The 13,518-nt window shown below is 45.0% G+C and carries 8 protein-coding genes and 1 pseudogene; 5 read left to right on the top strand and 4 right to left on the bottom strand.

Translation table 11 applies throughout. The features are described 5' to 3' along the window. Positions 1–30: 30 nt before the first annotated feature. The 4 genes from QME03_RS05795 to QME03_RS05780 all read left to right on the top strand — a co-directional run bounded on the left by QME03_RS05795 (position 31) and on the right by QME03_RS05780 (position 5,376). Complete coding sequence (locus tag QME03_RS05795) at positions 31–867, top strand: bifunctional metallophosphatase/5'-nucleotidase (RefSeq protein WP_281723762.1); 837 nt, start codon at positions 31–33, stop codon at positions 865–867. Between the two features lie 186 nt (positions 868–1,053). Then, positions 1,054–1,800: a type IX secretion/gliding motility protein PorT/SprT gene (porT, locus tag QME03_RS05790; RefSeq protein WP_281723761.1), complete on the top strand. Its 747-nt coding sequence runs from the start codon at positions 1,054–1,056 to the stop codon at positions 1,798–1,800. 389 nt (positions 1,801–2,189) lie between these two features. Further along, positions 2,190–2,357, top strand: a complete 168-nt coding sequence (locus tag QME03_RS05785; RefSeq protein ID WP_025815711.1) for a 4Fe-4S binding protein — start codon at positions 2,190–2,192, stop codon at positions 2,355–2,357. 508 nt (positions 2,358–2,865) lie between these two features. Continuing rightward, complete coding sequence (locus QME03_RS05780) at positions 2,866–5,376, top strand: TonB-dependent receptor (RefSeq protein WP_281723760.1); 2,511 nt, start codon at positions 2,866–2,868, stop codon at positions 5,374–5,376. Positions 5,377–5,504: 128 nt separating this feature from the next. Here QME03_RS05780 and QME03_RS05775 read toward each other — a convergent pair whose 3' ends face one another. From QME03_RS05775 to QME03_RS05765, 3 genes are all read right to left on the bottom strand, one after another. After that, positions 5,505–6,080 carry a TlpA family protein disulfide reductase gene (locus QME03_RS05775; protein WP_025815709.1) on the bottom strand — a complete coding sequence of 192 codons (576 nt, stop codon included), beginning with the start codon at positions 6,078–6,080 and terminating at the stop codon, positions 5,505–5,507. Between the two features lie 96 nt (positions 6,081–6,176). After that, a complete protein-coding gene (locus QME03_RS05770) occupies positions 6,177–7,229 on the bottom strand; it encodes a DUF4831 family protein (protein ID WP_281723759.1) in 1,053 nt (350 codons plus the stop codon). Positions 7,230–7,312: 83 nt separating this feature from the next. Further along, positions 7,313–8,827 carry an NAD(P)H-hydrate dehydratase gene (locus tag QME03_RS05765; RefSeq protein WP_281723758.1) on the bottom strand — a complete coding sequence of 505 codons (1,515 nt, stop codon included), beginning with the start codon at positions 8,825–8,827 and terminating at the stop codon, positions 7,313–7,315. 2,186 nt (positions 8,828–11,013) lie between these two features. On the opposite strand from QME03_RS05765, the gene QME03_RS05760 reads away from it, so the two are divergent. Further along, a complete protein-coding gene (locus tag QME03_RS05760) occupies positions 11,014–13,128 on the top strand; it encodes a C10 family peptidase (RefSeq protein ID WP_281723757.1) in 2,115 nt (704 codons plus the stop codon). 192 nt (positions 13,129–13,320) lie between these two features. Here the strand turns inward: QME03_RS05760 and QME03_RS05755 are convergent. Next, a pseudogene (locus QME03_RS05755) lies at positions 13,321–13,518 on the bottom strand (IS982 family transposase); the annotation flags it as partial.

The following is a 13,518-nucleotide window of genomic DNA, read 5'->3' as shown; positions in this document are numbered from 1 at the left end:
CCACAACTGCAACAAAACGAACAACACAAAATGAAGAAATACATGTTACTGGCCGTGGCCTGCATGGCATTGCTAACGGCTAAAGCGCAAAAACAACTGGTGATTTTGCACACCAACGACACACATAGCTGCATCATGCCACTTAGCGAACACCTGGCAGACACAACCATAGCGGGCCGAGGAGGATTTCTTAGGCGTGTGGAAATGATTAAACAAGAACGCCAAAAACACCCCGACTTACTATATTTCGACAGTGGCGACTTCTCACAAGGCTCGCCCTACTACTCCATGTTCAAAGGAGATGTCGAAATAGAACTGATGAATCGCATGGGCTGCGACGCCAGTACCGTGGGCAATCACGAATTTGATTTCGGCATGGAGAATATGGCGCGTATCTTTAAGAAGGCCAAATTCCCCATCCTTTGCTCCAACTACGACTTCACTGGCACGCCTCTTGAGGGCATCGTTAAGCCTTACACCATCGTTCATCGCAATGGTTTGAAGATTGGTGTCTTTGGCATTGACCCAAAACTAGAAGGGCTTGTACTCACCAAAATGTACAAAACAGTGAAGTATCTTGACCCCGCTGCCACCGCTTTAAAAATGGCAACCATGCTCAAAAAGAAAATGAAATGCGACGTTGTGATTTGCATTTCGCACCTTGGCTGGGGCATCGGAGGCGACGACGACCAAAAAATGATTGAGGGGTCGCGCTACATCGACCTGGTGTTGGGCGGACATTCGCACACTTTCTTCGAAACTTTGCGCTACGCCAACAACCTTGATGGCAAACCCGTACCTGTAGACCAAAACGGAAAGAACGCCATCTATGTGGGTAAAATCGTGCTAAAGGTAGACAAAAAATAGCCCGTTGCCATGCGCGTCAACAACTTTACTTACCTATTGCATGGCGAAGACGCGCCACTTGTCTCACCCAATGCCGCTTTACAGGCCACGCCAACCCATCAAAACCCAAACAAAAACATCATTTACAGAGACCTCAAAACTCTTGTTGCACAATAACCGCCCACTTTTTGCGTTTATATCCAACGTATGAAGCAGCTTATTTGCCTTATAATATATGTGTGCACACTGCCCATCTCATTGATGGCGCAGCAAAGACGCGTGGAAAACAGGCCCTACACCGACCTGCGACCGTTCCATTTTGGCGTGGTGGTGGGCGCTCATGTGCAAGATGTCGAACTGTTTAATGCTGGCATTCAACACATAACACTAGACGATGGACAAACCATCGAAACCAACATCGCGGCCGAACAAGACCGCTACGACCCTGGTTTTGTGGTGGGTGTAACGGGCGAAATGCGCCTTAACCGCCATTTCCAACTCCGCGTTGTGCCTGCAATGTATTTCGGTAATAGACACTTGGTGTTTAGGAACCTTGGGCAAACCGATGCCGAGGGCCTACCCATCGAACACAGACAGGATATGAAAACGGCTTATATCTCTACCGCCTTCAACCTCATTTTCGCTGCTCCACGCTTCAACAACCATCGCCCATACCTACTAGCAGGTATCAATCCCATGCTTAACCTCAGCGGAAACGATACCCACATCTTGCGATTTAAACGCCACGACGTGTTTGCAGAGGTGGGCGTTGGATGCGATTTCTACCTGCCTTTCTTCAAACTTCGACCCGAATTGAAGTTTATGTTTAGCCTTATCGACTGCCTTGACGCTAAGCATGCCGACCGACTGCGCGACAAAACGCTCGTGCCTTATGCACGCTCCACTTCTAAAGCGGCTAGCAAAATGATTGCGCTATCATTTTACTTTGAATAAACTCCATTGCTACCACAAAATAATGAGCGAGCAATAAAACATCACCCTACAGCAAAAAACCCTAAATTCGCACCACAGCAGGCAATAACTACCTGGAAAACAAAGCAATGGATAAACCAAAAGCACATACAAACAGCCTTATTCATTAAATAAAAATTAGCAATTGCACAAAAAAACAATCATTATTTCTAGGTATTACGAAAAACATTTACTACCTTTGCATCATCAAAAGTAAGTATAACGCACATTAAAGCGAGATACAAAAGAGTGGTTTTATCATCAACAGCCAGCAATAACAAGACCATTTGCAGGTTGAAAAATAAGAAAACCACGCATTCAAGAGCAGATAAAGAACATATTATACAAAAACATTTAAATAGAATTTTATTATGGCTTACGTTATTGGTAACGACTGTATCGCTTGTGGCACCTGTTTGCCCGAGTGCCCCGTAGAAGCAATCTCTGAGGGTGATATTTATAAGATTGATGAAGACGCTTGCACCGAATGCGGTACTTGCGCAAGTGTATGTCCCAGCGAGGCTATTAGCCTTCCCTAATAGGACTTACAGCTATCAATTCTGAAAGGTAAAAGGCCACTTAGTGCGCCTTTACCTAAAACAAGCAGACCAGTTAACAAGGTTTGGATGAGTTAAGCCCGCGTTCAATACGCTAGCTATCAACGCTCCCAAAAACAACCTTGCTTACTGGCCTTCTTTTTTTGTACTCATACCATCCGTCTTGCCACAATTCCTAGCCTCGATACCACACAACACACGCTAAACAATCTCAAAGCCGCTCCGTTTAGCCTCTAACTAACGCCGCTCCCACACAACCACCCTTCCCTCCCCACCCCACTTTGCGTTATAACAAACTGTTTCGCGCTCGCGTGCGCGTATATATAAGGTAAAAATGCCACCAAACAAGCCTCATAACATCATCCAAACTATCACACAACACATAGCGCAACACCGCAATTTACCTATTAATAAGTATTGCAGAACCTGCGCAAAAATCATAAATTTGCACCCAAAAGAAGGATAACCAACCAACAACTAACAACAAAACATGAAATGTACTTCGTATTGTAAGCTTATGATGCTTGCAGCAATGATGATTGGCACTGTTACTACCACGCATGCCCAAACCGAACCCACCCTCAACGAGCCAGAAACCAAGCAAACCTTGGAGGTTAACGGCTATGTCACAGGCAAAAAAGGCGAACCTCTGATGGGCGTTGTGGTGCAGGTGAAGGGCACAAACAGACGTGCCGTAACCAACGAACAAGGAGCTTACACCCTGAGCGCGCTACAAGCTGGCGACCTTACGCTAACCTTTCACTACATTGGATGTAAACCTGAAGAGCGCCATTTTGTTCTTTCACAAAATCAAAGACAAGATGCACAACTTAGCGAAGCCACCGAAATGCTACAAGGTGTTGAAGTGGTGGGACGAAACGAGCGCTCGTATAAGAACACTAGAACATTTGTGGGTACTAAAACGGCTACTGCTGTTAAGGATGTGCCCCAGTCTATTGGCTACGTTACAAAAGAATTAGTACTCGACCAAGGCGCTACAACAGTGAATGATGTGGTGAAAAACATCAGCGGAGTAAACCAATACACCTTCTACAACGATTTCTCTATACGTGGGTTTCGCACCACTGGCAACCGCAATTCGGGCAACCTCATCAACGGCATGCGTGCACAAACCAGTTTATGGAAACAGCAATCGTTAGCCAACATCGAACGTGTAGAGGTGATAAAAGGGCCTGCCTCGGCACTATTTGGCAACGCTGCACCGGGTGGAGTAATCAATAGGGTGACCAAAAAACCGCTTGCCGAAACCCGTAGACAAGTAAGCACCACCGTTGGAAGCTATGCCACGTTTAACGCCTATGCCGATTTCACAGGTAAGCTAAACCCCAAAGGCTCGCTTCTTTATCGACTTAACTTGGGATATGAGAACACCGACTCCTATCGCGACTTGCAAGGCGGACAGAATTTCATCGTAGCGCCCTCGTTTTCGTACGTGCCTAACCATCGCACGCAGTTTAATGTAGACGTGTTTTACCAACAATATACTGGCAAGATAGACCGCGGACAGAGTATTTTTGGCGATGGCGACCTTTACTCGGTGCCCATATCGCGGTCGCTTTCGGCTGCTAACGATTTCCTCAAAGAACGCTTAATGAACATCACTTTAGGACTAACTCATAAGTTCACCGACCGCATTTCGTTTAACAGCACATACCTAAACTCATCGTATGATGAAGATATGCAAGAGCACAACCAAGCCAACGCCTATGTATTGAATGCAGACAGTAGCCAGAATAATAGTCGCATTCTAATGCAAGCCATGATACGTAAGCGCCATTTCAGAAACAATAGCTTTAACAACTATCTGAATGTAGGGTTCAATACAGGACGAGTACAGCACACCTTACTAGTGGGCTGGGACTATTTTCAAACCGACTTGCTGCCAGGAACCTCGGCACTCACGGCTAGAGGATACTTATTAAAAAACGGAAAAACAACCACTAAGTTTAACAAAAGTAAGATTAATAACTACGTTCTCGATGCCGACGGTAACCCAAAGACCAATGTTCCCTACTTCGACCTTAACAACACCACGGGCAACAGCATCAAAGACATTAGCAAATACGTGTTCACTGCAGACGAGATAAGTCCTTACCGCCAATATTCGCACGGCATCTATCTGCAAGAACAACTAAGATATGGCCCTCTGCAACTGCTTTTGGGCTTACGCCAAGAGTATTTCACCGACATACTTAACAAACAACGAAACAACGAAACGCGCACCACGCAGCACGCTTTAATACCTCGCGTGGGCGCTGTGCTAACACTTAACAAGCAAATAAACCTGTATGGCACATGGGTTAAGGGTTTCGAACCACAATCGGCAAGCGTGCAAAGCAACCCCAATACTGGCGCCCCATTCTCGCCAGAACAGTCGCAATTGTTCGAAGTGGGCGCAAAGAGCGACTGGTTCGACCATCGTTTGAGCATCACTACGGCCCTTTTCCACCTTACTAAAAACAACACTTTGTATAATGCTGGCGATGCTGGGAATCCCGATTTGCTGATGCAAGTGGGCGAAGAGGTATCTAAGGGCGTTGAAGTTGATGTTGCTGGCGAGCTATTGCCCAACTGGAGCGTAGTGGTTAACTATGCCTATACCGATGCAAAGATAACTAAAACGGCTAGTGGAACAGAAAAAGACTTGGGTATGCAACGCCCCAACACCCCACGCCATGCAGCCAACATCTGGACCAAATACATTCTGCGCCACGGCCCTTTACGCAACTTGGGCATTGGATTGGGTGTAAATGCCAACAGCGAACGCTTCGGACAAGTGGGCAAACGTGCCAATACCATTGTTTATCCTGGCTACGCGCTGCTCAATGCTGCCTTGTATTATAGGGTTAGAAGTTTGCAATTGCAACTTAATGCCGACAACCTACTGAACAAAACCTATTGGGTTGGTGGATACGACAAGTTGCGTTCGTTCCCTGGCTCACCCTTCTTTGTAAAAGCCACTGCCACATACCGGTTCTAAAAACAAAGTTCGTGGCAATAACAAAAACGACACCACCACCAACGAAAGGCCTCGAAAAGCCTGCGTTGGTGGTGGTGTTATTTTATTAATGGTGCTTAGCAACAAGTGCCTTTAACCCTAGCTTACGCTTATTTCAGCAGTTCAGCCAGTCGGGCATGCAGTTCCTCGGCGCGCAAGTCGCGACCAACGATTTCACCCTTTTGATTAATGAGCACACAAGCAGGAATGCCTCTCACCCCATAAAGGCGAGCAGCCTCACATTCCCAGCCTTTCAAGTCGCTGGTTTGAATCCAGTTCATGCCCATATCTTTAACGGCAGTTTCCCAGTCTTTTTTTGATTCGTCGAGCGAAACGCCAACGATTTCCAGACCCTTATCGTGGAATTGCTTATAAGCTTCAACCACATTAGGCATCTCCATACGGCAAGGACCGCACCACGATGCCCAGAAATCCACCATTGTGATTTTGTTTTTAGCCACCACATCAGCCAGTTTCACTTGCTTACCATCAAGGGCGGGCACAGTGAAGTCGATGAATTTAGAGCCATCGTTGGCCTGAGCTTCACCTTGGGTTGTGGCATTTGTGGTATCAGCAACCTGCTGTTCGGCTTGCGCTTTAGCACATTCACCATTTTTTTTGCAGTTGCACGAAGCAAAGGCGAGGACTGTAGCCAAGGCCAATGCAGAGAAAATTGTTTTTGTCATAAAGTTGTTTTGTTATTCAAACATTTTGCGATGCAGGCCCAATTGTCCTTTCAGCTAAAGCCTTTAGGCAAACAACGAGCGTCCACCGCATTTTTATCATTTCACGTTTTCTGTTTTCACGCTCTCGATAGTACCCGTTACGGGGTTCATCACCATTTGCGTGAATTGCTTTTTGCCAAACAATTCGCCGCTGAGCGGTTCGGTTTTACCAAATTGCGCCATATAAAGTTCAATCACAGCACGCAAATTGGCCTCTTGTGCCACCGATATTTTCACCTTACCAGGTAAGTTTACATACACGCCAGCATTGTCTTTCACCTTACCGCGGTCGATAGACGCCTGCATGGTGGGTATCGAATGCAAGTCTTCCACGCTAATATAATAAGGTGCTCCGCCAAGGTCATCCTTATCGGCCATACCATAATGGCGCGAGAAACGGAAGAGCACATCCCGCTCCACAGCCTTAGTGGGCACGTAGGTGATGATGGTTTCGGTGGTATCTTTCACGGTTGTACCGGCAAACACCTGCAACAGCGCCTGTTCTTGCTTATCCAGATTGTTAAGCATAAGGCGCAATTGTTCGCCATCTTTAGGCATAGCGTCGGCCTGTCCGCGTGAAAGTTGGTTACGACTATCGCGAATATCGTATATTTCTTTAGCAATGAGTTCAGCCATTTTAGCCGACGAGCCAGCCGAAAGGATTTCTTGGTTCATAAAGTCCTTAGGATTAAGAGGCTTCGTGGCCTTTGCTGGCACAAAATTTTTGGGTTGTGTGGGTTTAGGTGGGTTGGCGTTGATGGCCAGAAGCACGCCATTGTCGGCCAGTCTCACATCGGTGATGCTATGTTTTTTATCCATAGCGGCCACATAATGCTTGGTCGAATCGGGCGTTCCGAAGTCGGTGATGTTGATAGCCACCACTCTATACTCGGTAGATTTTTGCATCGGGGTATTGAAAAGCTTCATATACTTTTCGCCATACATGGCCAACTCTCCCGGTGTGTACGTTGTTTTCTCTACTAATACGGCAAGCCTAATGCCCGTTTTAGGCAAGAAATAGGGCACGCCTTCTGTTTGCGCATTACCTTGAGCATGTCCCGCTAGGACTGCCATAGCCAAGGTTGCGATGGTAACCATAATCTTTTTCATATCTGTTGTTGAGTTTATTCAATGTCGTCAAGCCTCATCCTCGCCCCCTTTTCAATGGGGAGAGGGTTATGGGTGAGACCTCTTTATCCTAAGAACTCAAACGCTTTTGGCAGGTACGCGATGATGTCGCCCGCCATAAGACTCTCTTTTCCCAGTTGTTTTGCGGCCAAATCTCCAGCCAATCCATGTAAATACATGCCCACGATGCAGGCATTTTCGCGATTATATCCACGTGCAAGCAGTCCGGTGATAATACCTGTTAGCACATCGCCACTGCCAGCTGTGGCCATTCCTGCATTTCCTGTGGGGTTGAAATACACCCTTCCATCCGGCAAGCAGAGTGCCGAATAATGGCCTTTGAGCAACACATAAGCTTGCAGATGTTGCGCCAGGTCGATGGCTTTAGCCAGTCGGTCGTAGTCGCCTTCGCTGCCACCGTTGCCCAATCTGTCAAATTCTCCCACGTGCGGTGTAAGTATTAGCTGTTCGGGCAGTTGTTGCATCCAGGCCTTATGCGAAGCAAGGATGTTCAGTGCATCGGCATCTATCACCATAGGGCATTGTGTGCGACGTATTTGCGAAATCAGAGCGATGGCCGTATCCTCGTGTTGCCCCATGCCCGGCCCTAGTCCCACAGCATCATAATGCTCGGTATCAATAGGTTCGGTGAAGAAATATTCTTCTTTTCCTATGCTCAATATCGCCTCGGGAAGCGATATTTGCATCACGTTATAGTTTTGTCGGGGTGTGCATACAGTTAGTTTCCCCACGCCCGAGCGCATGCACGCTCTTCCTGCCAGCACAGCTGCTCCAGCCATGCCGTAGCTTCCAGCCACAATCAACGCATGCCCCATCAAGCCCTTATTCACAAAGTCGCCCCTGGTTAGCAATCGGCTACGCACGTCGGCCTCTTCCAACACTTGGAATTGGGTAACCGTTTGGGCTATATAAGCTGGGCTCAATCGGATATCGAGTACGCGCAGACGACCAATAAACTGTTGGTTGTCTTCGAAAAGCATGGCCAGCTTTTTTTGTTGCAGTGTCAGTGTGAGGTGTGCTCTCACAATGTGCGCCTTCACATTGTGGGTATTGTCTTCGGTCATCATACCCGAAGGCAAGTCAATACTCACCACCTTAGCCGGCGATTGGTTGATATATTTCACGAGCGAAGCAAAGCCTCCTGTGAGCGCTTTGGTAAGTCCCGACCCAAAAAGTCCGTCAACCACCACCGTCTCGGCTGTCAGTTTAGGCGGATCAAAGTCCACGAGCACCTCTTTAAAGTCTTTTATTCGCTTACAGTCCATCACCCTTTGCTTATTAATAGCACATTCGGCCGACAGTCTGTCGTTGACATTGAAGAGATAAACCGACACTTCATAGCCCGCTTCGGCCATCAAGCATGCCACCGCCAACGCGTCTCCGCCGTTGTTTCCTGGTCCTGCAAACACCACAAAGGGCGTTCTGTTGTCCCATTCATCTTGCAAAGCGCGCACAATAGCCTTGGCGGCACGCTCCATAAGGTCGATGCTCGCCACGGGCTCATTCTCTATCGTAAACTTATCTAGCTCTTTTATCTGAGCGCCGGTGAATATCTTCATAATGTGCAAAAATACAAATTAAATTACACTTGGTGAGCAAAACGCCGAAACATTTACATATTATTATATTCTTTCAGCGCAAATACTTACAAAACGCCTTAAAAACCTGCTCTACGACATACATTCGTTGCAATTTGCGAGGATGGAGCGAGCAAAGGGCGAAGCATAGATTAAGCCATCCTTAGCAAGAAGATGAAACAATAAATTTAGCGTTTGGCCACCCAAAGCCATGCCTCGTGCCAATCTTTAGCAAAAACACGACACCCCACGACTAACAAAACCGCTAAACCTAAACACCCAACGCCACCCACTTCTCGTAACCGAAAACGCCAAACCTGCATCCTACCGCGCCAACTTGGAAGCATTCGCCCTTCACACCCCTTATAGAAAAAAGGCGAAACCAACGAAAAACATCGCAACTAGTTGGTTTTCAAACGCATGCCAATGCCACGAACTCCCGCACAATCGGCGTTTGCGCCGTGCCACATTCAAAACCAACCAAGGAAAAGCGCTGGCTACGAAATGTTAATTTATTTATTTTATTTTACAAAACACGTTTCTTTTCTCGTCGCTTCTAGACAAAATATCTCCCTAAAACCTATAAAAAACACGGCAAAAAGAGAAAAATCATTGCGCACACGAGCCCATTTCTCACCCTTTTGGGGTTATTTACTATGTTTTTGCCTTTCTATTTTAAGAAAAACTGCGCTCAATTGGCGTTCGCAAAAACAAGAAAAAGCCTGTTTTTTCACACTTTTCACTTTGCGTTTTGCAGCATTTCACCTTGCGTTTTGCAGGAGATAGCACTGCGTTTTGTAGGAGATAGCACTGCGTTTTGCTGCTAAACGCACTGCGTTTTGGTGCTAAATGCGTTGCATTTTGGTGCATTTCGCACAGCGTTATGTCGCGTTTTTGTTTACAAAAATAAGATTTATAACAAGTTTATTTACAACAACTTACAAGAACACTGCAACAAGACAAACCCTGCTTTGTAAAAGTTTTCACACAAGCAGTTGCCTATAAGAAATGGACAAGCAATGCAAAGCATACATTGAAGGCAAACCAATTTTTAAAAAATACCGAATTTCACCCCCATAAATACACCTTTTAGGTCAATTTTGAACCTAAAAGCGCATAACCGCCACACATACAACGTATTACAAACTTTAAAAATACGCGCGAATTTGCGAGCTACGTCCCGAAAATTTACGCAGACGGCACTCATAATGTTAAATTTTGGTGTAAATATTTTACATTATCATCGCAACAATCCCACAACATCGCTCCACAGGATGAGCGCAAGCATCCATCTCATAGCATCATTATCACATGCACAAAGTGCAAAAGCACAACAATACTTTTGCCTTAGCACACAGCACAACAAGGTGTTGCCTATCGCGTAGTTACTGCTTAGTGTAACCCAGCAAGCAACTAAAGCCCTAACTACAGCCCAACAAAACGGCCTTACCAAACCCATCCCCTAAAAAAAGAAGTAAATACAAGATGCTTACCTAGCATATAGTCGCAAAAATAAAGCGCCCATTCTTTAAAATAAATCGAAAAATATTTGGTTGCATCTTTAAAAAATTCTAACTTTGCCATACACTCTAGCATAGCTTCGCTTTCTTGCAGAATTTGAGTAGCTTTGGAGTGGGCCATTTGGCAAAATACCATGACAAAAAGAACAATATAGTAGTTAGATAAATTGAATTTACATTTCAACCGAAGTAGAATGGCAAAGAACAACACCCCAATTCTTCAAGTTGGGTAATTAGTTCTTTTTCGTTCATCGTAAACACTTCATCCTTTCATCAACAACCTCAACTTTCACCATCATCGTCACTTGTGTATTTGAGTTGTGCTAAACACATTACACCCCAAAAGAAAAACCAACGTTTTCGTTAAGCTAAATGAACAATGTCGAGCTTGCTCGTACATTGTCATGGCGAGAATTGAAAATCGCCAACACGGAGCTTTGGGCGAAGTGGAAAGGCAAAACGCACTTTTCCAGGTACGAAAAGAAAGATTAAACACCTCCAACAACATAAAAAAAGCCCAACAAACACGCATAAAGCGCAATGCGCAAGATGCGTTTAGCGGAATAATCTTAACACATATAAAACATAAAAATCAATAACATGAGAAAATTTACACTATTATGGTTATGGTTAATCGGCACAATCTGTATGGCCAAACCAATTACTGTGGAAAAAGCCAAAGCAATATCGGCGAAGTTCATGGCACAACACGTCACTACCACGCGTGCACCGAGTGCCAGTCAATTGCAGATTAAGCATGTATTTCGCAGCGAAACCACGAACGCGGCCTTATGCTACGTATTTACTAGTAAAGATGATACAGGATTTATCATTGCCTCTGCAGATGATAACTCGGAACCCATACTTGCCTATTCAGATACAGAAACATTCAACTTTAAAAACATGGCGCCTGCAACAAGATGGTGGTTGGAGTGTTATCAAAAGCAAATAGAATATGCATCGAAAAACGAACGCAACCCCAAAACTCGTGCAGCAGAAGCTCGACACAATATAGCGCCGTTGATACAAACGAAATGGAACCAAGAAGCACCCTACAACACACTATGCCCATACGACGACAAAGAAAAAAGAAGATGTGTTACGGGATGCGTTGCCACTGCCACTGCACAATTGATGTACTACCACAAATGGCCAAAGAAAGGCACAGGAAGCCATTCGTATGATTGGAATGGCAAAAAACTGTCTGCTGATTTTGGGAATACCACCTTTCAGTGGGACAAGATGAAAACCACATATAAGGGCAACGACGACACCAACAACGCTGTTGCTACCCTCTTATACAACTGTGGCATTGCACTCGAGATGCACTATGGACCATGGGGAAGTTGGGCATACTTCAGGAATGGAGAAGTGATGGCCAAATACTTTGGCTATTCTCCCAATTACAAGCGAGTTATACGCAACACTGTGGGGCTTAACGCCTTTGAAGAAGCCATATATAACGACCTCGCCAATGGGCTGCCTGTGCTATTTGGCGGACAAGACAAGAACAAGAACGAGGGTCACCAATTTATATGCGATGGCTATAAGAGTGGTGGTTATTACCACATGAACTGGGGCTGGGGCGGATGGAACGACGGATATTTCACGCTGTCGGCACTAAACACCGAGGACGAGAGACAATGGAATTGGGACCAAGAGGTGTTTTGTGGCATCAAAAAGTTCGAAAAAGAAACAACGGTTAATGGACTAATTTTTGAAAATAATGGCAACCAAACCGCAACCTTAAAAGGCGGAAAGCCAAACAACAACCTTATTATTCCAGAGAATGTGCTCATAAATGGACAACAATGCAAGGTTACATCCATCGCTAATGCAGCCTTCAAAAACAACACCAAAATAACAGACGTTACAATCCCTTCATCAATTAACAGCGTTGGTGCAGAAGCGTTCTTGGGCTGTACACATCTTATTAATCTCACCATCAAAGATAATAAAACAGAACTTACCTGCGGTAAAGACCTCTTCAAGAACACCAGTTTAAGAAACGCCCACATAGGCAGAACGTTAATGGGGAATGGTGTATTTGGTGGAATATCAACCCTAACCAATGTATCGTTATCCAACAACGTCAAGACATTAACCCCACTTATGTTTTATATGACTGGATTAAAGACAATAGACATACCCAATTCTGTAGACAAGATTGACGGTGATGCATTTAACAAAGCCAATAGTCTAGAAAAAATTACGGTTCAGAATGGCAATACAAAATACGCTTCAGATGGTGGCGCATTATACGACAAAGCTAAAAAAACATTGATTTTATTGCCACATAATAGCAAAATAACCGACTTTAGAATTCCCGAAACGGTGGTAACCATTAAGCGGCAGGCCATAACAAGTGGCTATATCAAATCTCTCGTCATACCGTCGCGCATCCAAACCATAGAGACAGACGCCATTCTTTGTACAAAAATAGAACGCATCTACATCAATAACGCCGTTCCTCCAACTGTTAACGAGCATGGGTTTACTGCACCACAGTTTGTTATAACCAATACAAAATTGTGTGTTCCTGGAGGAAAACTTAATCTCTACAAGAAGACCAAAGGCTGGAGTCGGTTCCAAAAAATTATCGAAACTACTTATACAGACATTCAACCCGCGGTGATTGACAATAATATACCCAATAAAATTTACACAATTGATGGGAAACGTGTGCCCACAAACGTAAACTCGCTTAAAGAGTTACAGCCAGGCATCTATATCATCAACGGACATAAAATTATCATACGATAATGCATGAGGGTGTGCCAAGTGGTTTATGGCACACCCTTTTTAGATGAATTGCCTTTATAGAACACAGCTATAAACCCTAATCGATCGTTAGACCACAATGTTTACAGAATTCTTTTTTGTGTTGTTTCCTAACATCTTTTATTTTCTTGTCGGCATCTTGTATGTCTACGCCAGTTCGGGATAAAGGTTTGCTTAGAAAAGTTCCAATTGCCTAGTCTTTTCAATACGCACTGGCAGTGCCTCTGGCTTATTCTCGATTCTCGAAGAAACAGTATGCAGCCAATGCCGCACAGAGATTCATGAGAAAGTTATGTACGGAGCGATGGCGTGAATGTACAAGGTTGGCCTTGTTCTTGAGCAGTTCGTTGATGCATTCTATTATATATCGCT

The organism is Hoylesella shahii, assembly GCF_937990675.1.
Taxonomy (GTDB): domain Bacteria; phylum Bacteroidota; class Bacteroidia; order Bacteroidales; family Bacteroidaceae; genus Prevotella; species Prevotella shahii.
The sequence above is the reverse complement of the archived record's forward strand: the minus strand, read 5'-3'. Positions and strand labels throughout refer to the sequence as shown.

Coding starts and splice junctions, on each gene's coding strand:
- QME03_RS05765 (WP_281723758.1), bottom strand. CDS start 8,827: ATGAAGATATTCACCGGCGCTCAGATAAAAGAGCTAGATAAGTTTACG.
- QME03_RS05785 (WP_025815711.1), top strand. CDS start 2,190: ATGGCTTACGTTATTGGTAACGACTGTATCGCTTGTGGCACCTGTTTG.
- QME03_RS05775 (WP_025815709.1), bottom strand. CDS start 6,080: ATGACAAAAACAATTTTCTCTGCATTGGCCTTGGCTACAGTCCTCGCC.
- QME03_RS05780 (WP_281723760.1), top strand. CDS start 2,866: ATGAAATGTACTTCGTATTGTAAGCTTATGATGCTTGCAGCAATGATG.
- QME03_RS05795 (WP_281723762.1), top strand. CDS start 31: ATGAAGAAATACATGTTACTGGCCGTGGCCTGCATGGCATTGCTAACG.
- QME03_RS05760 (WP_281723757.1), top strand. CDS start 11,014: ATGGCCAAACCAATTACTGTGGAAAAAGCCAAAGCAATATCGGCGAAG.
- porT (WP_281723761.1), top strand. CDS start 1,054: ATGAAGCAGCTTATTTGCCTTATAATATATGTGTGCACACTGCCCATC.
- QME03_RS05770 (WP_281723759.1), bottom strand. CDS start 7,229: ATGAAAAAGATTATGGTTACCATCGCAACCTTGGCTATGGCAGTCCTA.